At 73.2% G+C, this 24,583-nt stretch carries 19 protein-coding genes; 14 read left to right on the top strand and 5 right to left on the bottom strand.

Annotated elements, in window-relative coordinates; all coding sequences use genetic code 11:
* Positions 1-104 precede the first annotated feature (104 nt).
* The 5 genes from ACPFP2_RS09775 to ACPFP2_RS09755 all read left to right on the top strand — a co-directional run bounded on the left by ACPFP2_RS09775 (position 105) and on the right by ACPFP2_RS09755 (position 3,639).
* Positions 105-860 (top strand): HAD-IA family hydrolase, encoded by a 756-nt coding sequence (locus tag ACPFP2_RS09775; protein WP_424088193.1) that lies wholly within the window; start codon positions 105-107, stop codon positions 858-860.
* Between the two features lie 145 nt (positions 861-1,005).
* Positions 1,006-1,947, top strand: coding sequence for an ATP-binding cassette domain-containing protein (locus ACPFP2_RS09770; RefSeq protein WP_424088191.1), 942 nt, complete (start codon positions 1,006-1,008; stop codon positions 1,945-1,947).
* Complete coding sequence (locus ACPFP2_RS09765) at positions 1,944-2,681, top strand: ABC transporter permease (RefSeq protein ID WP_088978836.1); 738 nt, start codon at positions 1,944-1,946, stop codon at positions 2,679-2,681. Before ACPFP2_RS09770 ends, ACPFP2_RS09765 begins: the two co-directional genes overlap by 4 nt.
* 248 nt (positions 2,682-2,929) lie before the next feature.
* Positions 2,930-3,244: a DUF5988 family protein gene (locus ACPFP2_RS09760; RefSeq protein ID WP_424088189.1), complete on the top strand. Its 315-nt coding sequence runs from the start codon at positions 2,930-2,932 to the stop codon at positions 3,242-3,244.
* Positions 3,245-3,261: 17 nt separating this feature from the next.
* Positions 3,262-3,639 (top strand): VOC family protein, encoded by a 378-nt coding sequence (locus ACPFP2_RS09755; RefSeq protein ID WP_424088187.1) that lies wholly within the window; start codon positions 3,262-3,264, stop codon positions 3,637-3,639.
* A 127-nt stretch (positions 3,640-3,766) separates the two neighbouring features.
* Here the strand turns inward: ACPFP2_RS09755 and ACPFP2_RS09750 are convergent, their stop codons facing one another.
* On the bottom strand, positions 3,767-4,600 hold the full coding sequence (locus tag ACPFP2_RS09750) for a glycosyltransferase family 8 protein (RefSeq protein ID WP_424088186.1): 834 nt from the start codon (positions 4,598-4,600) through the stop codon (positions 3,767-3,769).
* Positions 4,601-4,852: 252 nt separating this feature from the next.
* The gene (locus ACPFP2_RS09745) at positions 4,853-5,629 is read right to left on the bottom strand and encodes an alpha/beta fold hydrolase (RefSeq protein ID WP_424088184.1); all 777 of its coding nucleotides are present in this window, start codon (positions 5,627-5,629) and stop codon (positions 4,853-4,855) included.
* Between the two features lie 68 nt (positions 5,630-5,697).
* On the opposite strand from ACPFP2_RS09745, the gene ACPFP2_RS09740 reads away from it, so the two are divergent.
* Complete coding sequence (locus tag ACPFP2_RS09740) at positions 5,698-8,769, top strand: BTAD domain-containing putative transcriptional regulator (RefSeq protein WP_424088182.1); 3,072 nt, start codon at positions 5,698-5,700, stop codon at positions 8,767-8,769.
* Here ACPFP2_RS09740 and ACPFP2_RS09735 read toward each other — a convergent pair.
* Positions 8,738-9,289: a dihydrofolate reductase family protein gene (locus ACPFP2_RS09735; protein ID WP_424088181.1), complete on the bottom strand. Its 552-nt coding sequence runs from the start codon at positions 9,287-9,289 to the stop codon at positions 8,738-8,740. The genes ACPFP2_RS09740 and ACPFP2_RS09735 overlap by 32 nt on opposite strands.
* Positions 9,290-9,461: 172 nt before the next feature.
* Entirely contained in the window at positions 9,462-10,487 is a 1,026-nt protein-coding gene (locus ACPFP2_RS09730) for an acetylxylan esterase (protein WP_424088179.1), read from the bottom strand.
* 292 nt (positions 10,488-10,779) lie between these two features.
* On the opposite strand from ACPFP2_RS09730, the gene ACPFP2_RS09725 reads away from it, so the two are divergent.
* The 8 genes from ACPFP2_RS09725 (at position 10,780) to ACPFP2_RS09690 (ending at position 23,299) form a co-directional block, all read left to right on the top strand.
* Positions 10,780-13,188, top strand: coding sequence for a beta-glucosidase family protein (locus ACPFP2_RS09725; protein WP_424088177.1), 2,409 nt, complete (start codon positions 10,780-10,782; stop codon positions 13,186-13,188).
* Complete coding sequence (locus tag ACPFP2_RS09720) at positions 13,185-14,165, top strand: ABC transporter permease (RefSeq protein WP_424088175.1); 981 nt, start codon at positions 13,185-13,187, stop codon at positions 14,163-14,165. Before ACPFP2_RS09725 ends, ACPFP2_RS09720 begins: the two co-directional genes overlap by 4 nt.
* On the top strand, positions 14,162-15,070 hold the full coding sequence (locus tag ACPFP2_RS09715; protein WP_424088172.1) for a carbohydrate ABC transporter permease: 909 nt from the start codon (positions 14,162-14,164) through the stop codon (positions 15,068-15,070). Before ACPFP2_RS09720 ends, ACPFP2_RS09715 begins: the two co-directional genes overlap by 4 nt.
* A gap of 53 nt (positions 15,071-15,123) precedes the next feature.
* Positions 15,124-16,758 (top strand): extracellular solute-binding protein, encoded by a 1,635-nt coding sequence (locus tag ACPFP2_RS09710; RefSeq protein WP_424088170.1) that lies wholly within the window; start codon positions 15,124-15,126, stop codon positions 16,756-16,758.
* Between the two features lie 79 nt (positions 16,759-16,837).
* On the top strand, positions 16,838-18,367 hold the full coding sequence (locus ACPFP2_RS09705; RefSeq protein ID WP_424088168.1) for a GH39 family glycosyl hydrolase: 1,530 nt from the start codon (positions 16,838-16,840) through the stop codon (positions 18,365-18,367).
* Positions 18,364-19,053, top strand: coding sequence for a hypothetical protein (locus ACPFP2_RS09700; protein WP_424088166.1), 690 nt, complete (start codon positions 18,364-18,366; stop codon positions 19,051-19,053). The genes ACPFP2_RS09705 and ACPFP2_RS09700 overlap by 4 nt, the downstream gene beginning before the upstream one ends.
* Positions 19,050-21,083: a beta-galactosidase gene (locus ACPFP2_RS09695; RefSeq protein WP_424088164.1), complete on the top strand. Its 2,034-nt coding sequence runs from the start codon at positions 19,050-19,052 to the stop codon at positions 21,081-21,083. The genes ACPFP2_RS09700 and ACPFP2_RS09695 overlap by 4 nt, the downstream gene beginning before the upstream one ends.
* Positions 21,080-23,299 (top strand): alpha-glucuronidase, encoded by a 2,220-nt coding sequence (locus ACPFP2_RS09690; RefSeq protein ID WP_424088162.1) that lies wholly within the window; start codon positions 21,080-21,082, stop codon positions 23,297-23,299. Before ACPFP2_RS09695 ends, ACPFP2_RS09690 begins: the two co-directional genes overlap by 4 nt.
* A gap of 65 nt (positions 23,300-23,364) precedes the next feature.
* Here ACPFP2_RS09690 and manD read toward each other — a convergent pair whose 3' ends face one another.
* Complete coding sequence (gene manD / locus ACPFP2_RS09685; RefSeq protein ID WP_424088160.1) at positions 23,365-24,573, bottom strand: D-mannonate dehydratase ManD; 1,209 nt, start codon at positions 24,571-24,573, stop codon at positions 23,365-23,367.
* Positions 24,574-24,583 lie beyond the last annotated feature (10 nt).

Below are 24,583 nucleotides of genomic sequence, written 5' to 3'. Positions count from 1 at the left end.
CGCCGCGCCGGATGTCGGACGCCCCGACCGTAGTCGGGACACCCCGGGCCGGCCACCCCTACCGGTGCGCGCCGCCGGGTCCCGCGGTCGAGGAGGTGGCGCCGGTGTCCCGCGCGGCGACGGGGCGGGGAGTCCCCGGTGACGTCCGGGCGGTCGTGTTCGACCTCGACGGCGTGCTGATCGACAGTCTGGCCGTGGCCCGTGAGGCGTTCGCCCTGGCGTACGCCGAGGTGGTCGGTGACGGCGTCGCGCCGGTCGACGAGTACTGCCGCCATCCCGGCCGGTACCTGCCCGAGGTGCTGCGGATGCTGGGCCTGCCGGCGGCGATGGCGGCCCCGTTCGTCCGGGAGAGCAACCGGCTCGCGCACCGGGTCGTGCCGCTGCCCGGGGCGGCGGAACTGCTCGGGCGGCTGCGCCGGCGGGGCGTCGGGCTGGCGGTCGCCACCGGCCGCAGCGGCGCCCGGGCCCGGCACGTCCTGGACCTGGTGGGCATGCTGCCCCTGGTGGACCATGTCGTCGGCTCGGACGAGGTGAGCCGGCCGAAGCCGGCCCCGGACATCGTCCTGCGGGCGCTGGAGCTGTTGGACGTGGATCCCGCCGAGGCGCTCATGGTCGGTGACGCGCCGGCCGACCTGGCCAGCGCCCGCGCGGCGGGAGTGGTCGCGGTGGCGGCGCTGTGGGGTGAGTCCGACCCGCGGACACTGCGGGCCGCCGGCCCGGACCTGGCGCTGGCGAGCATCGACGAACTGCTGCCGCTGTGCGTGCCGCCGGCCGGCGGACACCGAGGGTCACCGCGCGACACCCCTGACGCGCCGCCGGTCCCCGGAACGACACCCCCGATTCATCGACCGATGGGTTGAACGCGGCCTCGGTTGCCCGGATGATGGGCGGCGTCGGCCGGCCGTGCGCGGGTCGACCCTGGACCGTTCTGCACACCGACGCCGCGACACCCCGAGGGCCCCACCCTCCCGACGGCCCGCGCACGTGACGGAGGACCCACAGCCCATGCCGGCCATCGAAGTCGAGCACCTGCACAAGCGGTACGGTGACAAGGTCGCCGTCGACGACGTCTCCTTCACCGTGGAGCAGGGCGAGATCTTCGGCGTGCTCGGCCCCAACGGGGCGGGCAAGACCACCACCGTCGAGTGCGTGCAGGGCCTGCGACGCGCCGACCGGGGGACCGTCCGGGTGCTCGGCCTCGACCCGGTACGCGACCGCGCCGAGGTGCGCCAGCGGGTCGGCGCCCAGTTGCAGGAGAGCCAACTGCCGGACAAGCTGCGGGTCCGCGAGGCCCTCGACCTGTACCGGTCCTTCTACCGCAACCGCGCCGACATCGACGAGTTGCTCGCGGACCTCGGCCTGGCCGGGCAGCGCGACACCGCCTTCCACAAGCTCTCCGGCGGCCAGAAGCAGCGCCTGTCGGTGGCCCTGGCGCTGGTCGGCCGGCCGGAGATCGCGATCCTGGACGAGCTGACCACCGGCCTGGACCCGCAGGGCCGGCGGGACACCTGGGACCTGGTCGAGTCCATCCGGGACCGGGGGGTGACGGTCGTGCTGGTCACCCATTTCATGGAGGAGGCCGAGCGGCTCTGCGACCGGCTGGCCATCATCGACTCCGGCCGGGTGGTGGCCATCGACACCCCGTCGGGCCTGCTCTCCCGGGTCGGCACCGAGCACCGGGTGCACTTCCGGCCGCTCGACCCGCTGGACGACGCGCTGCTCGTCGCGCTGCCCGAGGTGACCGACGTGCGTCGCGTCGGCGACGAGGTGACCGTCAGCGGTCCGGAGCAGGTCCTGCAGACGGTGCTGTCGGCGCTGGCGGAGCGGAAGGTCCGGTACGCCGCACTCCGCGTCGAGCAGCCCACCCTGGACGACGCGTTCGTCTCGCTGACCGGCCGGGCCACCCGGACCGCCACCCCGCCGACGACCGACGAGAGGTCCTCGTGAACGCCCTGTCCAAGCTCGTCGCCGTCGAGGCCAAGCTGTTCCTGCGCGAGCCGGTGTCGCTGTTCTTCGTCTTCGCCCTGCCGCTGGGTCTGATGCTCGTCTTCGGCCTGCCCCGGCGCGGCGCGGCCGCCGACGACGGGGGCCAGCACACCGAGCTGACCTTCCTGCCGGCCCTCGCGCTGGCCCTCACCATCGGGATGCTCGCGCTGTTCACCCTGCCCATGGCGCTGGGCATCTACCGGGAACGGCGAGTGCTGCGGCGGCTCGCCACCACGCCGGTCCACCCCGCCCTGCTGCTCATCGCCCAGGTCGTGGTCAACCTGGCGATGGGCGTGGCCGGCGCGGTGGTCACCGCGATCGGCGTACGCTTCCTGCTGGACCAGCCGGCCCCGGCCAACGTACCGGCGTTCGTGCTGGCGTTCCTGCTCGGCGTGGCCTGCCTGTTCGCCGTCGGGCTGCTCATCGCCGCGCTCGCCCCGTCGGCGCGGGCGGCCCAGTCGATCGGGCCGGCGCTCTTCTTCCCGCTGCTCTTCCTCGCCGGCGCCTGGCTGCCCCGCGACCAGATGCCGACCGTGCTGGCCCGCATCGGCGACTACTCGCCGCTCGGCGCCACCGTCGACACGCTCGCCGCGGCCTGGGCGGGGGAGAGCCCGGCGCTGCCGCAACTGCTCGCCCTGGCGGTCACCGCCGTGCTCGGCAGCGTGCTGGCCACCCGCTTCTTCCGCTGGGAGTGAACCCGCCCCCGGCCCGGTGCGGCTGTGGTAGCGCGGCCTCGCGCTAGGGGGTGGTTAAGGGTGTTCGGCGATTGTGACGTGGATTACCTTCAATGGTGAGAAGTGGTCGTCACCGGAGCCGGGAAAATGCTTTTCCCGTCATCGTGCGCCTATTCCGGGAAACGCCGGTGCCGCCCTTCCTCGATAATCCGCGCCGCATGAGCGACCGGCGCACGGCGAGGCGGAACGACGACGACGGAGGTCGTGCGATGACACATTCTTCCGATCCCGTGCCGACTGTCCGGCCGGCCGATTCCATCGTCAACGGCGACGACCGGACCGGCTGGTCGGTACCGGCCCCATCGATCAGCAGGGAGGCTGTCGGCATCGTCGAGGCGGTGCTGGAGGGCGGGCCGGTCAACCTGCCGGCCGAACTGCGCAGCCACCGGGTCTCGCCGGTGGACGACAAGATCAAGGTGCACCACTACGGCGGGTACGAGCATTTCGAACGGGACCCCTCCGGGATCACCGACGACGCGCCCGTGGTCTTCCGCTGGACCGGGCGTACCCGGATCGCCGAGTAGCGGAAGGCAGCAACCCGATGGGCATCCCGACGCCGCGGCCCGTCCCGTACCTCATGGTCAGGGACGCGGCCCCGGTCATCGCGTTCTACACCGACGTCTTCGAGGCCGTCCCGATCGAGCGGGAGTGCCTGCTCGACGGGCGGGTCCTGCACGCCGAACTGGCCGTGGGCGGGCACCGGTTGACGGTCAGCGAGTGGTGCGAGGGGTCCCGGGCGGTCGACGCCGTCGACGGCCCCGCCGTGCTGACCGTCACCCCGGACGACCCGCAGTCGCTGATCGAGCGGGCCCTCGCGGCCGGCGCGCAGCTCGAGGCGGCCGATGGGGCGGCGGACGCGGTGTTCCGGGACCCGGCCGGGCAGCGGTGGTCGGTGACCGGGGCCGGCCGACCGGAGTAGCGGTGCGCACAGCACGGTAGGCGACGAACGACGCGGCCCGGCCGCGCCCCTCGTGGGGTGCGGCCGGGCCGTCGCACTGCCCGGCGACCGGCCCCGCGTGGGGCTACCGGTCGCCGGCCCCGGGTGGTCAGCGGCGCGCGGTGGGGGTCAGGCCGCCGCTGCGCCGACGGTGCCGCCAGTACAGGTCCCGCCGCGCGCCCTTGGGGAAGCCGGGCTGCCAGGGCTTGATCGGCCCCGCCGGGTGGATGACCGCCGAGTCGGAGAGCTTGCCGCCGAACTCCGGCTCCAGCCGCCACGCCATCAGGTCGTTCCACTGCCGGGGCAGGCGCAGCCAGTTGTCGTACACGGCGTAGTTCAGCGCGTCCTGGTCCGGGTAGCGCGACTCGTGCGCGTGCCGGCCGAGGTACGCCAGGGACCGCTCGGTGACCTCGCACTCCTTCCACCGCTCGACGTCGATCAGCAGCACCCCGGAGTTGAAGTAGTACGCGAAGGGGTCCAGGTCCCGGTACGTCGCCAGACCGGGGATGCCGCCCATGTCCAGCAGCCGCCGGTTGAACGGGTCGCGGACCGCGCCGACCGGCGCCCCGCCCATGTCCACCTCGAACAGCGGCTTGAGGCTGTTGGTGCACAACGTGTCGCAGTCCAGGTAGAGCACGCGGCGCACCTCGGTCGGCAGCGCGGCGGGGACCAGCAGGCGCAGGTACATCGCCGGCGACAGGTAGGCCATCACCGGATCGTTGCCCTTGGGCAGGTTGACGGGGGAGGTGTCGACGCGCAGGTACTCCACGGTGGCGTCCGGCCCGGCGACCCGGCCGAGGGCGGCCCGGGTCGAGGCGTTCACGTCGTCGGCCGCGATCAACCAGTACCGCAGTTCCTCGCCGGGGTTCGACTCGGCGACGGTCGACATGACGACCGCGGCGTGGGGCGCGTACGCGGCGTCGAAGGTCAGGGTGAGGTCCACGGGGTGCTCTCCTTCGCACAGGTTGAGCGCAACCCAGCGAAACTAACTCGAATAATGGGATTGCGGCAACGAAGAGTCATTCTTTCGTACCCGTATTCCGGTCGCGCTCCGACGAATCGCTGAGCGGTACCCCAGAATTGACCCCTCAATGGTGGGCGGGCGCTGGACATCGGCCCGGGAATTTCTTTCCGGCACGCTCTGCGGCGGCGATTCCGGTGCACCGGGTAACGGTCCGCCGCCGTACGCCCCCGGTCAGGCGTCGAGGAATTCCTCGACCATCGGGACGAGCCACCGGGCGCGCTGCGGGAGGGTCGTGTGGGTCGTGCCGGGCAGGACCGCCAACCGGCACGACGGTAGCCCGGCCAGGTCGCCGGCCACTCCGCCGCCGAGCAGCCGGAACATCTCCACGGCGTGCTCCGGCCGGACGATGTCGGCGTCGGCCAGCACGATCATGGTCGGGGCGGCCAGCTCCCGGATCGCCGTGGCCGGCCACTGCGGCAGGTCGGCGTCGAGACGCCTGACCTTGGCGACCAGCGCCGGCCAGCCGGCCGGGTCGGGCGCGGTGCGCAGGTACTCCTCGTGGAACTCGGAGCCGTGCAGGTGTTCGGGGCGCAGCTCCTGGATGCCGTCGAGCAGGCCGGGGTGCAGGCCCGCGTGGTGGAAGCTCACCGACGCCAGCACGAGCCGGCCGACCCGGGACGGGTGGTGGGTACCGAGCCGCAGCGCCACCATCGCGCCCATGCTCCAGCCGAACACGTCCGCGACGCCGACGCCGAGGTGGTCGAGGAGGGCGACCACGTCCGCGGCGAGCCCGTCGACCGTGAGCGGCCGGTCCGCGTCCGGGGTGCGGCCGTGGGCCTGCAGTTCGACGGCGACGACCCGGCGGGTCCTCGCCAGCAGCGGCAGCATCGTGCCGAACGACGTGCCGATGCCGGAGAGGGCACCGTGGATCAGCACGACCGGACGGCCGTCGCCGTCGCCGTGCGACTCGTGGTAGAGGGACAGGCCGTTGACGGGTGCGTAGCTCATGCGAACACCGTGCGCCGCGGCCCTTACGACCCCCTTCCCACCCGCTTACCGCTTGTAGGGTGGCCCGCATGCGTTTCGGCGTCCTCGGACCGCTCGCCGTCGTCACCGACACCGGCGAGCCCGTCACCGTGCCGGGCGCCAAGGTCCGGGCCCTGCTGGCCGACCTGGTCGCCCACCGCAACCAGGTCGTCTCCGCCGACCGGCTGATCGACGACCTGTGGGGCGACGACCCGCCCGCCAACGCCGCCGGCGCGCTGCAGGTGCGCGTGTCCCAGCTGCGCAAGGCCCTCGACGACGCCGAGCCGGGCGCGCGGAACCTGGTCGAGTCCCGGCCGCCGGGGTACGTGCTGCGCACCGACTCGGTCGACGCCGACCGGTTCACCGCGCTCGCCGCCGCCGACGACACGGCGAGCCTGACCGAGGCGCTGCGGTTGTGGCGGGGCGAGCCGTACGCCGACGTCGCCGACGCGCCGTGGGCGCGCGCCGAGGCCGAGCGCCTCGCCGAGGCCCGTCTAGTCGTGCGGGAGAAGCTCGCCGAGGCCCGGCTGGCCCGGGGCGAGCACGCCCTCGTCGTCGCCGAGCTCGCCGAACTGGTGGCCCGGCACCCGCTGCGCGAGAGCCTGCGGGCGCTGCACCTGCGCGCCCTGTACGCCGCCGGCCGCCAGTCCGAGGCGCTGGACAGCTACGCCGAGCTGCGCACGCGTCTCGCCGACGAGCTGGGCCTCGACCCGGGGCCGGAGCTGGTCGCCCTGCACCGGCGGATCCTGGCCCAGGACGGCACGCTGAGCCCTCCGCCGAAGGCGGCGCTGGTCCGCAACAGCCTGCCCGCCCGCCCCGACGAGCTGGTCGGCCGGGCCGAGGCGGTCGCCGAGCTGCGCGCGCTGGTGCCCGCCCGCCGGCTGGTCACGCTGACCGGGCCCGGCGGTGTCGGCAAGACCCGGCTGGCCACCGAGGTCGCCGGCGAGCTGTCCTTCCCGGACGGGGTGTGCCTCGTCGAGCTGACCGCGTTGCGGCCCGGCGACACCGCCGTCGCCGAACTGGTCCTGGCCGCCCTCGACGTACGGGAGACCACGGGCGCCGGCGTCGCCCCCGACGACCGGCTCGTCGCCGTGCTGCGGCACCGGCAGGCGTTGCTCCTGCTGGACAACTGCGAGCACGTGATCGAGCCGGCCGCCGCGCTCGTGTCCCGCCTGCTGCGGGAGACCACCGGCGTCACCGTCCTGGCGACGAGCCGGGAGCCGCTCGGGCTGGCCGCCGAGGTGCTGTGGGAGGTGCCGACGCTGCCCGTGCCCGTCGACGAGGGGGACCTCGACGCGGTCCGCCGCTCGGCGGCGGCCCGGCTCTTCGCGGCCCGGGTCGCCGCGCGGCAGCGCGCCTTCCGGCTCGACGAGCGGACCGGTCCGGCCGTCGCGCGGCTGTGCCGCCGCCTCGACGGCCTGCCGCTGGCGCTGGAGCTGGCCGCGACCCGGGTGCGTGCGCTCGGCGTCGATCAGGTGGTGCAGCGGCTGGACGACCGGTTCCGGCTGCTCGGCACCACCCAGCGGGACGTGCCGGAGCGGCAGCGCACCCTGACCGCGGTGATCGGCTGGAGCTGGGACCTGCTGTCGGCGCGGGAGCAGGCCGTGCTCGCGCGGCTCGCCGTGCACCACGACGGCTGCACCCTGGACGCGGCCGAGCAGGTCTGCGACGCCGACGTGGACGTGCTGACCCGGCTGGTCGACCGCTCCCTGGTGGTGCTGGACGACTCCGGCCCGGCCCCGCGCTACCGCCTGCTGGAGTCGGTCGCCGCATTCTGCCTGGACCGGCTCACCGACGCCGACGCGGTGCGGGCCCGCCACGCGGCGTACTACACCGCGCTGGCCGAACAGGCCGATGAGCTGCTGCGCGGTCCGGGCCAGCGGGAGTGGCTGCTGCGGCTGGACGCCGAGGCCGCCAACCTGCGGGCGGCGCTCGGGCACGGCGGCGGGCTGCGGTTGGCCAACGCCCTCACTTGGTACTGGTTCCTGCGCGGCCGGTTCACCGAGGCGCGACGCGCGCTGGCCCTCGACGGGGACGCCGCCGCGCGGGCCCGGGCCGCGGTGTGGCGGATCGGGTTCACCCTGCTGCAGGGCGGCGTGGTCACCGGGGCCGAGACCGAGGCGGCCCTGGCGGGGTACGCCGACGGTCGGGCCAGCTGGTTCGTGGCGGCCGCGCTCGTCGACCGCAGCGAGCTGGCCCGGGCGGGCGAGCTGTTGGAGCGGGCCCGGTCCGCCGGCGCCGACCCGTGGGTGGAGGCGGCCGTCTGCGTCACCCGGGCCAAGCTGGCGCACGCCGCGAGCGACCTCGCCGCTCTGGAGCGCGACAGCGCGCGGTCGGCGGCGCTCTTCGCCGAGCTGGGCGACCCATGGGGCCGGTTGCAGGCCACCGAGTGGGTGGGCGGGCTGGCCGAGCTGACCGGCGAGTACGCGTGCGCCGCCGCGCTGCACCGCGAGGGCCTGCGGTGGGCCGAGGAACTGGCGCTCTGGCCCGAGGTCGGCAGCAAGCTTTCCTGGCTGGCCTGGATCGCGGTGCAGACCCAGGACCACCGGCAGGCCCGGGAACTGGCCGAACGCGCCTACCGGCTGGCCGTCGAGCAGGACTCGCCCGCCGCCCGGGTCTTCGCCGAGCTGAGCCTCGGCATCGCCGCGCGTCGCGAGGGCCGGCGGGACGTCGCCGTATCCCACCTGCAACGGCTGGTCGACTCCGGTGGCGACGACGCGCTGTTCCTGCCGATGGTGCTGGGTGAGCTGGCGTACGCGATCGCCGACGAGGACCCGGCGCGGGCACTCGCGCTGCACGCGCGCGCGTACGACGTCGCGGTGGCGATCGGCGCGCCCCGCGACGCGACCGGCGCGCTGGACGGGCTGGCCTCGGCGGTGCCGCAGCCGCAGGTGGCGGCGCGGATCCTGGGCGCGGCGGCGGCCGCGCGGAGCACCCGGGTGCCGAGGTCACCGGCGGAGCGCGACGAGGTCGAGCGGGTCGTCGCGCGCTGCGTCGCCGCGCTCGGCGCGGACGGGTTCGCGGCGGCCTACCGGGCCGGGCAGGACCTGTGCCCGGACGAGGCCCGGGCACAGGCCGACTCGTTCCTGGTCACCGCGGGACCGGCTGGTAGCAGGCGATGATCACGCCGCTCTTCATCACCTTCGTGTCCACCAGGGTGAGCGTGGTCCGGGCGTCGGCCAGTGGCGCGCTGACCGAGGGGCCGCCCTGGAGCACCGGGTGGATCCAGAACCGGACCTCGTCGACCAGCCCGGCCTCGACCAGGGCGTGGGTGACCACGCCGTAGCCGTACATCAGGATGTCCCTGCCCGGCTGGGCCTTGAGCTTGGTGACCTCCTCGATCAGGTCGCCCTGCAACACCTCGGTGTTGTTCCACTCCGGATCGGTCAGGGTGGTCGAGGCGACGTACTTCTTGACGTTGTTGAAGTAGGCCGCTCCGGTGCTCGGGTCGCTCTCGTCCATGTTCGGCCAGGCGGCGGCGAAGCCGTCGTACGTGCGGCGGCCCATCAGCAGCGCGTCGGCCGCGTCCGTCTGCTGACCGGCGAAGGCGGCGGCCTCGTCGTCGAAGTACGGCATGGTCCACGCCGGGTCCTCGATGACGCCGTCGAGGGTGATGTACGTCGAGTTGATGATCCTGCGCATCGTGTGCTCCCTGGGTGGGTGTCTCGGTGACACCAGGAACACTGCCAGAGCGCGCTTACGGTTCGCTTCAGGTGCGCTTCCGGTGCGGCGGCCGGTCGGCGCCTGCCGCCCCGGCCGGCGCCGTAGCTGCCGGTCGCCGGGCGCGTCGATCGTCGTGGGCCGTCGTGGGGCGTCAGCCGGGGGCCGCCCCGGCGGTGGCCGGTGCTTGCCGCGACGCCCGGAGCACCGTGTCGAGCCACCGCAGCTGACGCCGGGTGTGCACGGCCTCGCCGCCCTCGTGCCCGTTGAACGGGTAGGTGTGCATCTCACGTTCCGGCGTCGGTCGGCCGGTCGCGGCGCCGTACTGGTTGTAGGCGGCGAAGCCGGTGCTCGGCGGGCAGACGGTGTCGCACAGGCCGATCCCGAAGTGCGCCGGCGCGCTCGCCCGCCGGGCGAAGGACACCCCGTCGACGTACGACAGGGTGCGCCGGACCGCCTCCTCCGCCTCCCGGTGGACGGCGAGGTACTGGGCGATCTCGCTGTACGGCGAGGCGTCGGTCAGCTCGATCGCCCGCTGGACGTGGCAGAGGAACGGGGCGGTGGTCAGCAGCGCCGCGAGATCGCCGACCAGGCCGGCCACGGCCAGGGCGAGTCCACCGCCCTGACTGTTGCCGGCGGCGACGACCCGGGCCGGGGCGACCCCGGGCAGGGCGCGCGCCGCGTGCACGGCCCGCACGGCGTCGGTGATCAGCCGCCGGTAGTGGTAGTCGTGCGGGTCGAGGATTCCCCAGGTCACGGGCCACGGGCCGCCGGGCGCGCCGTGCGGGTCGGGGGTGTCGCCGACGCCGTAGCGGCCCGACTGTCCCCGGCTGTCCATCAGCAGGTGCGCGTATCCGGCCACCGGCCAGGTCAGCCGCTCGTGCGGCAGGCCCCGTCCGCGCCCGTAGCCGACGTACTCCACCACCGTGGGCAGCGGCGTCCGCGTTGCGGCGGGGCGGGTGTACCAGGCCCGGACCGGGTCGCCGCCGAAGCCGGTGAAGGTGACGTCCCAGGTGTCGAGCAGGGTCAGGTCGGTGCGGACCGGCCGGACGTCGAGGAGCACCGGGACGGTGGCGGCCTCGGCGAGGGTGTCGCGCCAGAAGTCGTCGAAGTCGGCGGGCTCGGCGACGGTGGGCGCGTAGCGCCGGAGTTGGTCGAGGGGGAGGTCGAAGCGGGGCATGGCTCCTCGCCGGGTCGTCGAAGCTTCTGCAGTGTGGCCGAAACTTTCGGCGGACTGTAGCGCGTTTCCGTCGGAAAGGGTACTGCCGCGGCTGCGATGCGTGCGGACCGACGGGGACGGCCGACGCAGGTGCGCGCTTTCCTGTTCCTTTTGAACCTCTTGACACACCTTCACGCTGCCCATAGGTTGCCGAAAACGGTCTGGACCATTTCCGAAAGTTTCGGATTTCGGGGCGCCGCCGTCGGTCCTCGCCGTGCCCGGGCGAGGCGTGCCCGCAGCTAGGGGGAGTGGCATGAGATCTTCGTCGCCCGTCGACTCCGGCCCGACGGACCGTGCCGCCGCCGCGTGGCGCGATCCGCGGCTGTCGACGACCGAACGGGCCGAGGCGCTCGTGCCGCTGATGACGCTGGAGGAGAAGGTCGCCCAGCTCGTCGGGGTGTGGGTCGGCGCGGAGGACTCCGGCGAGGGGGTGGCCCCGTACCAGTCCGACATGATCGACGGCGCGCCGCCGTGGAGCAGCCTCATCCGGCACGGGCTCGGCCAGCTCACCCGGCCGTTCGGCACCGCGCCCGTCGACCCGGTCGTCGGAGCGCGGTCGCTGGCCGCGTCCCAGGCGCAGATCGTCGCGGCGAGCCGGTTCGGGATCCCGGCGCAGGTGCACGAGGAGTGCCTCACCGGGTTCGCCGCCTGGCGGGCCACCGTCTACCCGACCCCGCTGAGCTGGGGCGCGTCCTTCGACCCCGAACTGGTCGAGGAGATGGCCGGCCGGATCGGCCGGTCGATGCGGGCCGCCGGTGTGCACCAGGGGCTGGCCCCGGTGCTCGACGTGACCCGCGACTACCGCTGGGGGCGTACCGAGGAGACGATCGGCGAGGACCCGTACCTGGTCGGCACGACCGGCGTGGCGTACGTGCGGGGCCTGGAACGGGCCGGCGTCGTCGCCACCCTCAAACACTTCGCCGGCTACTCCGCCTCCCGGGGCGGTCGCAACCTCGCCCCGGCGCCGATAGGCCCCCGGGAACTCGCCGACGTCATCCTGCCCCCGTTCGAGATGGCCCTGCGTCTCGGCGGGGCCCGCTCGGTGATGAACTCGTACGCCGAGATCGACGGCGTGCCCGCCGCCGCCGACGAGGACCTGCTCACCGGGCTGCTGCGCGACGAGTGGGGCTTCACCGGGACGGTCGTCGCCGACTACTTCGCGGTGCGCTTCCTGCAGACCCTGCACGGGGTCGCCGGCGACGCCGCCGACGCCGCCCGGCTGGCCCTGCGGGCGGGCATCGACGTCGAGCTGCCCACCGTGGACACCTTCGGCCCGCCACTGGTGCAGGCGGTCCGCCGCGGCGAGGTCGACGAGGCGCTGATCGACCGCGCGCTGCGCCGGGTGCTCACCCAGAAGATCGAACTCGGACTGCTCGACGACGACTGGCGGACGTCGCCGGACGATGTGCAGGGCCTGCGCCTCGACGACGAGGCGAGCCGGGACGTCGCCGTACGCCTGGCCCGGGAGTCCGTGGTCCTGCTGCGCAACGACGGGGTGCTGCCGCTGCCCACCGGCCGTCGGGTCGCGCTGGTGGGACCGGTCGCCGACGACCCGCTGGCGATGCTCGGCTGCTACTCCTTCCCCAACCACGTCGGGGTCCGGCACCCCGAGCACGGACTCGGGCTGGACATCCCCTCGCTCCGCGACGAGCTGGCCCGTCTGGTCCCCGAACTCGTCCACGAGCCGGGCTGCGCGGTCACCGGCGAGGACACCTCGGGCATCGCGGCGGCGGTCGCGGCGGCGGCCGCCGCCGACGTGTGCGTGCTCGCCGTCGGCGACCGGGCGGGGATGTTCGGGCGGGGCACCTCCGGCGAGGGCTGCGACGCCGCCGACCTGCGCCTGCCCGGGGCACAGGCGGAACTGGCGCGGGCCGTGCTCGCCACCGGCACCCCGGTCGTGCTGGTGCTGATGACCGGGCGACCGTACGCGCTCGGCCCGGAGTTCGACGCCGCGGCCGCTGTCGTGCAGGCGTTCTTCCTCGGCCAGCGCGGCGGGCAGGCACTCGCCGAGGTCCTCACCGGCGCGGTGAACCCGTCCGGCCGACTGCCGGTCAGCGTGCCCCGCGACGCCGGCGGCCTGCCGAGCACCTACCTGTCGCCACCGTTGGGCCGCCGCACCGAGGTGTCGTCGGTGGACCCCACGCCCGCGTACCCCTTCGGGCACGGGCTGAGCTACACCACCTTCGACTGGACCGACGCGGGGGTGCTCGAACCGGGCGGTGGGTTGCGCGCCGATCCCGCCGTGCCGACCGGGTGGCCGGTCGACGGCGAGGTGACGGTGCGCGTCACCGTGCGCAACACCGGAACACGGCCTGGCACCGAGGTGGTCCAGCTGTACCTGCACGACCCGGTCGCGCAGACCACCCGGCCGGTCGTCCGGCTGGTCGGCTACGCCCGGGTGCCGCTGGAACCCGGCGCGGCGGCGCACGTCGCCTTCGACGTGCCGGCCGACGTCACGTCGTTCACCGGGCTGGGCGGCCGGCGCATCGTCGAACCCGGCGAGGTCGAACTGCGCTTCGGCCGCTCCAGCGCCGAGACGGCGGCGCGCGTGCCGCTGCGCCTGACCGGCGCCGAGCGCCAGGTCGGCCACCGGCGCGACCTGCTCACGTCGGTGTGGATCGAGCCCGCCGGACCGTCCCCCGCACCAGGGGCCGGGCAATGACGTCGGAGACCCTGCGGCCGCCACCACCGACCCCGGAGCACGCCCCGGCGGCGACCACCCCGCGCCCGCGCCGCCGCCGCAGCTGGCGGCGGTCCCTGCGCCGGGACTGGCAGCTCTACTCGCTGGCCGTCCTGCCGCTGCTGTTCTTCCTGGTCTTCCGCTACCTGCCGATGGTCGGCAACGTGATCGCGTTCCGCCGGTTCAAGCCCGGCGGCAGCATCTTCGGCGAGTACTGGGTGGGCCTGCGGTACTTCCGGATGTTCCTCACCGACCCCACCTTCTGGGACGTGTTCACCAACACCCTGCTGCTGGGGACGCTGACCCTGCTGTTCTGCTTCCCGCTGCCCATCGTGCTGGCGCTGCTGCTCAACGAGGTCCGCGCCCGCCGGCTCAAGCGGTTCGTGCAGTCGGTGTCCTACCTGCCGCACTTCCTGTCGATCGTGATCGTGGCAGCCATGGTCATGCAGCTGGTGTCGGTCGACGGGACGGTGAACCAGCTGGTCCGGGCACTCGGCGGCGAGGCGGTGCCGTTCCTGCAACAACCGCAGTGGTTCCGCACCATCTACGTCTCCTCCGAGGTCTGGCAGACCGTCGGCTGGGGCACCATCCTCTATCTCGCCGCCCTCACCACCATCGACGAGAACCTGTACGAGGCGGCCCGGATCGACGGGGCCAACCGGTGGCGGCAGACCTGGCACGTCACGCTGCCCGGGATCCGCCCGACGATGGTGACGCTGCTGATCCTCAACATCGGCACCTTCATGGCGGTCGGCTTCGAGAAGATCCTGCTGCTCTACAACCCGCTGACCTACCCGACCGCGGACGTGATCTCCACGTACCTGTACCGGATGGGCTTCGAGTCCAGCAACTTCAGCTACGCCGCCGCCATCGGGCTCTTCGAGGCCGTGATCGGGCTGATCCTGGTGTTGACCGCGAACACCATCTCCCGTCGCACGGTCGGGACGAGCCTGTGGTGACCGCCGAGGCCCGCCCGGCCCGGCGGCGGGGGATCCGGCCGACCCGGGGCTACCGGGTCTTCCAGGCGGTCAACGCGGTGATCCTGACCGGCGTCGTGGTCGTGACGCTGTACCCGTTCCTCACCATCGTGGCCCGCTCGCTCAGCGACGAGGCGTACATCATCGCGGGGCGGGTGAACCTGGTGCCGCGCGGGTTCGACCTGACCTCGTACGAGCTGGTCATGTCCGACGCGATGTTCTGGACGAACTACCGCAACACCGTGGTCTACACGGTCCTCGCCACGCTCATCTCCGTCGTGCTCACCACCTGCTACGCGTACGTGCTGTCGAAGCCGCAGCTGCGGGGACGCGGCGTGCTCGTCGGGATCGCCGTGTTCACCATGTTCTTCTCCGGCGGCCTGATCCCCAACTACGTGCTGATCACCAGCCTCGGCATGAAGAACACCGTCTGGGCGGTGGTGGTGCCCAACGCCATCAACGTGTTCAACCTGCTGGTGATGAAGGCGTTCTTCGAGAGCCTGCCGGTGGAACTGGAGGAGGCCGCCGCGGTCGACGGGCTCGGCACGTACGGCACGCTGCTGCGGATCGTGCTGCCGCTGTCGAAGGCGATCATCGCGACGATGGTGCTGTTCTACGCCGTCTCCTTCTGGAACTCGTGGTTCACCGCGTTCCTCTACCTGGACCGGCAGGAGATGTTCCCGGTGACGGTCTACCTGCGCAACCTCATCGCCGGGGCCACCGGGGCGCAGTCGGCCGGCGGGGTCGCCGACGCCGACGCGGTCCAGGCGGCGGCCACCCTGCAGTCCGTGACCATCGTGCTCACCACCCTGCCCATCCTGGCGGTCTACCCCTTCGTCCAGCGGTACTTCGTGTCCGGCGTGATGCTCGGCGCGGTCAAGGGATAGCCCGGCCTGTCGGTTCCACCCCGCCACCCGACCACCGACCGAAAGGACGAGCCATGTTCCGACAGACATGGCGCCGCGCGGCGACAGCCGTGGCCGGTCTGCTCACCCTCACCCTCGTCGCCTGCTCCGAGGAGGCGACCGACGCCAAGGACCTCTCCGGCAACCGGGCCGGCGCGATGGCCGACTACGGCGTCGGGGACCAGTTCACCGCCACCGAACCGGTCTCCTTCTCCATCCTCTACAACAACCACACCTTCTACCCGTTGAAGAACGACTGGCTGCTCTGGTCGGAGCTGACCAAGCGGACCAACGTGAAGCTCGAACCGGTGGCCGTGCCGCTGAGCGACTACGAGCAGAAGCGCAGCCTGCTCATCGGGGCCGGCGACGCGCCGATGATCATCCCGAAGACGTACCACCCGCAGGAGAACGCCTTCGTCTCCTCCGGCGCGATCCTGCCGGTGAGCGACTACCTGGACCTGATGCCGCACTTCAAGGGAAAGATCGAGAAGTGGGGCCTGCAACCGGAGATCGACACGTTGCGGCAGTCCGACGGCAAGTTCTACCTGCTGCCCGGCGTGCACGAGAAGCCCTGGCACGACTACTCGCTGGCGATGCGCACCGACATCCTCGACCAGCTCGGCCTGCCGGTGCCGAAGACGTGGGACGAGCTGTACACCGTGCTCAAGGCGATGAAGGCGAAGTACCCCGACGTCTACCCGTTCTCCGACCGGTGGGGCAAGCCGACCCCGGGTGGCGCCCTGCTGAACATCCTCGGCGCGTCCTACGGCACCCAGGCCGGCTGGAACTACCAGCACGCCACCTGGCTGCCGAACGAGAGGAAGTTCGTCTACACCGGTGCCAGTGAGCAGTACAAGCAGATGTTGCAGTACCTGAACAAGCTCGTCGCCGAAAAGCTGATGGACCCGGAGAGCTTCACCCAGGCCGACGACGCCGCCCGGCAGAAGCTCGCCAACGGCAAGTCGTTCGTCATCAGCGCCAACGCGCAGACCCTGGTCAACGAGTTGCGGCCGGACCTGGCGAAGACCCAGCCGAATGCGAAGCTGGTCAAGATCCCGTTGCCGGTCGGCCCGGCCGGCGAGATCAACCCGGCCAGCCGCCTGGAGAACGGCGTCATGATCTCCAAGAAGGCCCGGGACAGCAAGAACTTCGTGGCGATGATGCAGTTCATCGACTGGCTGTACTACTCCGACGCCGGCCAGGAGTTCGCCCGGTGGGGCGTCGAGGGGACCACGTACACCAAGGACGCCACGGGCAAGCGCACCCTCACCCCCGACGTCAACGTCCTCGGGCTCAACCCCACGGGCACCCGGCACCTGCAGAAGGAGTTCGGCTTCTACAACGGCGTGTTCGCCTACGGCGGCCGGCTCGACCTGGTGCAGTCCTTCTTCTCCCCGGAGGAGCTGGAGTTCCAGAAGGTGATGAACGCGCGTACGCCGATCGGGGTCGCGCCGCCGTACCCGCTGACCGACGAGGAACGGGAGCAGGCGTCGCTCTGGGAGACCCCGCTCAAGGACCACGTCACCCAGAACGGCCTGAAGTTCATCCTCGGCCAGCGGCCCTTCACCGAGTGGGACGCCTACGTCGGTGAACTCAGGGCCAAGAACGCCGACCGGTACATGGAGCTGGTCGACAAGGCCCACGAGCGGTTCGAGAAGGACAACGGCTGACCGTCCGGGTCCGGCCGGGTCACGGGGCCCGGCCGGACCCGGCATCCCGACCCTGCCCGGCGACGACCGGAGGACGACCATGCGCAGCACCGTTCCCGACCGGCCCACCGGCCGGCTGACCGACGCCTGGCGCCACTGTGTCGGCACCGGCCGCTTCGAGCTGGCCCTGCGCCGCGACCACCAGGACTCGCTGGCCCTGATCCAACGCGACATCGGTTTCCGGCACATCCGCGGGCACGGGCTGCTCAGCGACGGCGTCGGCGTGCACCGCCCCTACGAGCACCGGGGCGCCCGCCGGGTGCACCACACCTTCACCTACGTCGACCAGGTCGTCGACGCGTACCTCGACCTCGGGATCCGGCCCTTCGTCGAGCTGGGCTTCATGCCGTCGGACCTCGCCTCCGGCGACCAGACGGTGTTCTGGTGGCGGGGCAACGTCACCCCGCCCCGCTCCTGGTCGCAGTGGGCGGACCTGGTCCGTGCCACGGTCGCCCACCTGGTCGACCGGTACGGGCTCGACGAGGTGCGCGGCTGGCCGATCGAGGTGTGGAACGAACCGAACCTGACCGCCTTCTGGCAGGGCGCCGACCGGGACGCCTACCACCGCCTGTACGAGGTGACGGCGCACGCGGTCAAGGAGGTCGACGCCGGTCTCCAGGTCGGCGGCCCGGCGATCTCCCCGGGCGCGGACGAGTGGCTGGCGCCGTTCGCCGAGTTCGTCACCGACCGCGACGTGCCGGTCGACTTCGTCAGTCGGCACGCCTACACCTCCGGCCCCGCGCAGCACGTGCCGTTCGGCACCCACCAGACCCTCGCGCCGGCGACGGAGCTGCTGGCCCAGTTCGCCGCGCCGCGCCGGCACCTGGCCGGCACCGCCCTGGCGCAGCTGCCGGTGCACATCACCGAGTTCAACTCCTCCTACCGGCCGGACAACCCGGTGCACGACACCGCGTTCCACGCCGCGTACCTCGCCCCGGTGCTGGCCGGCGGCGGTGACCTGGTCGATTCCTTCTCGTACTGGACGTTCAGCGACATGTTCGAGGAGCAGGGGGTGCCGACCGCGCTGTTCCACGGCGGGTTCGGCCTGCTCACCCACCGTCAGATCAAGAAACCCACCTACCACCTGTACGCCTTCATGGCCCGCCTCGGTGACGAGGTCCTGGCGCGCGGGCCGGACCACCTGGTGACCCGGCACCCCGACGGCCGGGTCGCCGTGCTGGCCTGGGCCCCGGTCGACGTCACCGGCCGCGATCCGGTCCCCGAGCGGCACGCCCTGGCGCTGTCGGTCCCGCTCGGTCCGCCCGGCGCCACGTCGGCGTTCCTGCTCCGCTCGTCGGTCGGCGAGGAGGCGGGCAACGCCCACGCCGCCTGGGCGCAGATGGGACGACCCCGCTCACCGCGGCCCCGGCAGCTCGACGCGCTGCGGGAGGCCGCCGAACCGGCGCGTACCCACTGCGCCCTGCCGGTCGCGACCGGGCGGGTCGCGCTCGACCTCACCCTGACCCGGCACGAGGTGACCCTCGTCGAGCTGAGCCCGGTGCGCGACGAGACCCCGCCGTGGTGGGACGACACCCGGCTGCTCGGCCTGCCGGAGCGGGAGCAGCCGTGAGCGACACCTCGCAGGTCCGGCGGCAGTTCGGTGACGGGCCGCTGTCGCGGGCCGCCGCCCGTATCCACATCCTGCTCGTCGTCGAGCTGCTGCTCCTGCTCACCACCCTGCCCGGGCTGGTGCCGCTGGTCCTGCTCGGCCGGGACGCCAGCAACCTCCCGCTGGTCGCGGCCTGCCTGCTCCCGGTCGGCCCGGCGGTCTCCGCCGCCCTGTACGCCCTGCGCCACCAGCGTCCCGAACTGACCGACCTGCGGCCCGCCGCCGTGTTCTGGCGGGGCTACCGGACCAACCTGCCCGGGGTGCTGCGGATCTGGGTTCCGGCCCTGCTGTGGCTCACCGTCATCGCGGTGAGCCTCGCCCACCGCGTCGCCGCGGCCGTGCCGTCCTGGTGGGTGGCGCCGCTGGTGCTCGTCGGCGTGGGGGTGACCCTCGGCGCGGCCAACGCCCTGGTGATCACCTCGTTGTTCGCCTTCCGGACCCGCGACGTGCTGCGGCTGGCCCTGCACTTCCTCGTGCGTGCCCCCGGGGTGACGGTCGGCACGGCCGCCCTGCTGGCCGCGGCGGCCGGGATCACCGCCGTCGGGTCCGACGCGGTGCTCGCGATGCTCGGCTCGGTCCTGGTCCTGGCCCTGCTGCGTACCGCCGAGCCGATGGTCGACACGATCCGGAAGGACTTCACCGCATGAGCCTGCCCGTCACCTCGAAGGTGCCCTTCGGCGGCGACCACAACCCGCAGCAGTGGCCCGAGGACGTGTGGAAGCAGGACGACCTGCTCTTCGACGCCGCCCGGATCGACACCGTGACGCTGGGCGTGTTCGACTGGGCGCTGACCCAACCGGCCCAGGAGGTCTACGACTTCTCCGTGCTGGACCGGATCGTCGAGCGGGCCGCCGCGCGGGGCCGGCAGATCTGCCTGGCGACCGGGACGGGCGCGCACCCGCCGTGGCTGGCGCGGGCGTACCCGGAGGTGACCCGGACGGACTTCGAGGGACGCCGGCACCGCTTCGGGCAGCGGCACAACTCCTGCCCCAGCTCGCCGGTGTTCCGCCGGCTCTCCGCCGAACTGGCCCGCCGGGTCGCCCGCCGGTACGCCGGCAACCCCGCCGTCGTCGCCTGGCACGTCGGCAACGAGTACGGCGGCGCCTGCTACTGCGACCTGTGCGCCGCCGCCTTCCGGGACTGGCTGCGCCACCGCCACGGCAGCCTCGACGCGCTCAACACGGCCTGGTACACCACCTTCTGGTCGCACACCTTCACCGACTGGGACCAGATCGAACCCCCGTCCGCGCTGACCGAGCACTGGCGCGGCCCGGACCACACCGCCTTCCAGGGCATCACCCTGGACTATCTGCGGTTCATGTCGGACGCCATGCTCACCAACTTCCTCGACGAGAAGGCGGCCATCCGGGAGTCCAGCCCCGACGTGCCGGTCACCACCAACTTCATGGGCATGTACCGGCCGATCGACTACCACCGCTGGGCGCCGCACCTGGACTTCGTCTCGTGGGACAACTACCCGCCGGACGACGACTCGGCGGCCCGGATGGCGCTGACCCACGACCTGATGCGCGGGCTCAAGGACGGCCAGCCGTTCTGGCTGATGGAGCAGACCCCGAGCGTCACCGCCTGCCGGGACGTCAACCCGCTCAAGCGGCCCGGACTGATGCGGCTGTGGAGCTGGCAGGCGGTGGCCCACGGCGCGGACGCGGTGCTCTTCTTCCAGCTGCGTGCCTCGCGGGGGGCCTGCGAGAAGTACCACGGCGCGGTCATCGGCCACGCCGGCCGCTCCGACACCCGGGTGTTCCGCGAGGTCGCCGAGCTGGGCGCGGAACTGGAGCGGCTCGGCCCCGCCTCGCTGGGCGCGCGGACGCCGGCCCGGGTGGCGCTGCTGTTCGACTGGGACAGCTGGTGGGCGTTGGAGATCTCCGACGGCCCTTCCCGGCTGGTCCGCTACCAGCAGGTCGTACTGGCGTACCACCGGGCGCTGTGGGACGCCGGGGTGGACCTGGACGTGGCCGCGGTGACCGCCGACCTGTCCGGCTACGACGTCGTCGTCGCACCGGCCCTGCACATGGTCAAGGGCGACCTGGCGCAGCGGCTGGAGGCGGTGGCCGCGCGGGGCGGCTCGGTGCTCACCACGTTCCTGTCCGGGCGGGTGGACGAGAACGACAACGCCTTCCTGACGGACGTGCCCGGGCCGCTGGGGCCGCTGACGGGGGTACGCGTCGACGAGTGGGACGCCCGGGGCCCGGAGGTCGTCAACCCGGTCCGCCTCGGCGCCGGCGACGACCGGATCGAGGTCGCCGCCCGGCTGCTGTTCGAGATCGTCATCCCACAGGGGGCCGAGGTGCTCGGCACCTACCGGGCCGACTTCTACGCCGGCACCCCGGCGGTGACCCGCAACTGCTTCGGCGACGGACACGGCTGGTACGTCGCCACCGACCTGGAGCAGGCCGGTGTCTCCTGGGTGGTGCGGCAGGTGCTGGCCCGGCACGACCTGTTGGGGCCGTACCCGGACGTGGCGGACCTGGAGTCGGCGGTACGGGTCGCCCCGGACGGGACGCGGCTGCTGTTCCTGCTCAACCACCGGGCCGAGCCGGTGCGGGTGACGGCCGCCGGCAGCGGGGTGGACCTGCTCACCGGTGACCGGATCACCCGCGGCCGGCCGCTGCGGCTGCCGGCGCGGGGCGTCGTCGTGCTGCGGGAGCAGCGGTGAGCGCCCCCGCGGGGCAGCGCGGCAGCCGGGACGTCGACCATTCGGTGCACCCGGCCTGGCTGCCCCCGGAGGCGTTCGGGGCGCTCGGCGCGCGCCGCGTGCTGGTGCACGGCGCCGGGCTGCTCGTCGACACCGTCTTCGACGAGGTCGCCCGGGCCTGCGCCGACCACGGTGGCCGAGCCCGCCGCACGGTCCCGACGCCCGCCGGCGGGCCGTCGCCCAGGGTCGGCCACGGCACGGTGCGGGTGCTCGCCGGTGGGCCGTCGCCCGGGGCCGGCCACGGCACGGCGCAGGCGTCCCCCGGTGGGCCGTCGTCGACGGTCGACCCCGGCCCGGCGGACGACGGCGTAGACCTGGTCCTCGCGCTACGGGACGCCGGCCCGCTGCCCGCTGCGGTGGTCCGGGCCGAGGCGGCGCTGACACCCGGCGGGGACGGCGCGGCGCTCGGCGACGAGGGGTTCCTGGTGACCCGCGCGGGCGACGTGACGGTGCTGCTCGCCGACGCGCCGGCCGGCCTGCTGTACGGGCTGTTCCACCTGGTCCGGCTCGGCGAGGCGGCCTTCGCCGCCGGCGTGCCCGCGCGCCGGCACCGGCCCGCGCTGCGCAGCCGGATGCTCGACCACTGGGACAACGTCGCCGTGCACCCGGTGATGGGGCAGGTGGAGCGGGGCTACGCGGGCGGCTCGATCTTCTGGCGCGACGGGTCCGCCCTGCGCGACCTCGCCCGGGTCCGGGCGTACGCGCGGCTGCTCGCCGCCTGCGGGGTCAACGCGATCTCGGTGAACAACGTCAACGTGCACGCCGTCGAGGCGCGGCTGCTGACCGACCGGCTCGACGACGTCGCCTGGATCGCGGACGTGCTGCGCCCGTACGGCGTGCGGGTGCACCTGTCGGTCACCTTCGCCGCCCCGGTGCTCCTCGGCGGACTGCCCACCGCCGACCCGCTCGACGAGACGGTGCGCGCCTGGTGGGCCACCACCACCGCGCGGGTGTACGCGCGCATCCCGGACTTCGGCGGATACGTGGTGAAGGCCGACTCGGAGGGGCAGCCCGGCCCGTTCACGTACGGCCGGGACCACGCCGACGGGGCGAACCTGCTCGCCGGGGCGCTCGCCCCGCACGGGGGAGTGGTGCACTGGCGGGCGTTCGTCTACGACCACCGCCAGGACTGGCGGGACCGCTCCACCGACCGGGCCCGGGCCGCCCACGACCACTTCGCCCCGCTCGACGGCCGGTTCCGGGACAACGTGATCCTCCAGGTCAAGTACGGCCCGATGGACTTCCAGGTGCGCGAGCCGGTCTCCCCGGTGATCGCGGTCATGCCGCACACCCGGCTGGCGGTGGAGTTGCAGGTCACCCAGGAGTACACCGGCCAGCAGCGGCACGTCTGCTACCTGGGTCCCTGGTGGAGCGAGGTGCTCGGCTTCCGGCCCTGGGGGCCGCACGGGCGTGCCGTGGCCGACCTGACGGCCGGCGGCGGCCTGGTCGCGGTGGCCAACGTGGGCGACGACCCGTTCTGGACCGGGCATCCGCTGGCGCAGGCCAACCTGTACGCCTTCGGCCGGCTCGCCTGGGACCCTCGGCTGGACCCGATCGCCGTCCTCGACGAGTGGATCACCTTGACCTTCCCGCCGGCCACCACCGGCCAGCCGGAGCTGGTGCGCGCGACGCTGCACGCGGTGATGGACGACTCCTGGCGCACCTACGAGCGGTACACCGCCCCGCTGGGCGTCGGGTGGATGGTCCGCCCCGGCGACCACTACGGCCCCGACGTGGACGGCTACGAGTACACGCCGTGGGGCACGTACCACTTCGCCGACCGCGACGGCGTCGGCGTGGACCGTACCCGGGCCACCGGCACCGGCTTCACCGGCCAGTACCCGCCCCCGTGGTCCGACGTGTACGAGTCACCCGAGCGCTGCCCCGACGAGCTGCTGCTCTTCTTCCACCACGTCCCGTACGGGCACCTGCTGCGCAGCGGCACCAGCGTCGTGCAGCACATCTACGACACCCACTTCGCCGGGGTCGAGCAGGTGCGGCGGACGCGCCTGCGGTGGCGGCGCCTCGCCGGGCTGATCGACCCGGCGGTGCACGAGCGGGTGGCGGAGCGTCTGGACGAGCAGGTGCGCTGCGCCGAGGAGTGGCGCGACCAGGTCAACACGTACTTCTTCCGCAAGTCCGGGGTGCCGGACGCCCGGGGTCGCCGCATCCACTGACCGCGCCGGCCGCCGGTGGGGGCCGTCGAGGACCCCACCGGCGGGTCACGCCACCGGTGGCGCGGTCACCACGGGTGCACGGTCCCGTCCGGCAGCCGGTTCACCGGCAGGTACGCCGGCGAGTACGGGTGCCGGGCCGCCGCCTCCTCGTCGATGTCCACCCCGAGGCCCGGTGTCTCGGCCGGGTGCAGGTAGCCGTCGGCGAAGTGGTACCCGTGCGGGAAGACCTCGTCGGTCGGGTCGGTGTGGCGCATGTACTCCTGCAGGCCGAAGTTGGGGATCGCGATGTCGAGGTGCAGCGCGGCGGCCATGCAGACGGGGGAGAGGTCGGTGGCCCCGTGCGAGCCGCTGCGCACGTGGTGCAGGGCGGCCAGGTCGAAGATCCGACGCAGGTGGGTGATCCCGCCCGCGTGCACCACCGTGGCGCGTACGTAGTCGATGAGCTGTTCCCGGATGAGCTGGGCGGCGTCGAAGACGGTGTTGAACACCTCGCCGACGGCGATCGGCGTGGTGGTGTGCTGCCGGATGAGCCGGAAGCCCTCCTGCAGGTCGGCGGGGACGGGATCCTCCATCCAGGTCAGCGCGTACGGCTCCAGGCTGCGGCCGAGCCGGGCCGCCTCGATCGGGGTCAGCCGGTGGTGCACGTCGTGCAGCAGCCGCACGGTGGGCCCGAACTCGTCACGGACCCGGGCGAACACCGTCGGCACGTGCGCCAGGTACCGCTCCGTCGACCAGGTCGCCTCGCTGGGCAGCGCGGCGTCGGCCGGCTCGTAGAACAGCTTGTCGGCGCTGACGCCGTACGTCCTGGGCAGGCCGGGCACACCGCACTGCACCCGCACCGCGCGGTAGCCCAGGTCGACGTAGCGGGCCACCTCGGCCAGCACCTCCTCGACCGTCTCGCCGTTGGCATGGCCGTACACGGTGACGCCCTCGCGCGACCGGCCACCGAGCAGCTGGTAGACCGGCAGACCGGCGACCTTGCCCTTGATGTCCCACAGCGCGGTGTCCACGGCCGCGATGGCGCTCATCGTCACCGGCCCTCGTCGCCAGTACGCCCCCTGGTACAGGTACTGCCAGGTGTCCTCGATCCGGGCCGGGTCGCGTCCGATCAGCAGCGGTACGACGTGGTCGCGCAGGTACGACGCGACGGCCAGTTCCCGGCCGTTGAGGGTGGCGTCCCCGACGCCGGTGACGCCCTCGTCGGTGACGATCTTCAGGGTGACGAAGTTGCGTCCCGGGCAGGTGACGATGACCCGGGCGTCGACGATCCTCACTCGGTCTCCT

The sequence above is a fragment of the Micromonospora citrea genome (genome assembly GCF_049629545.1).
Taxonomy (GTDB): domain Bacteria; phylum Actinomycetota; class Actinomycetes; order Mycobacteriales; family Micromonosporaceae; genus Micromonospora; species Micromonospora citrea_A.
Note: the sequence above shows the minus strand (reverse complement) of the source record. Positions and strands in the feature narration are given on the sequence as shown.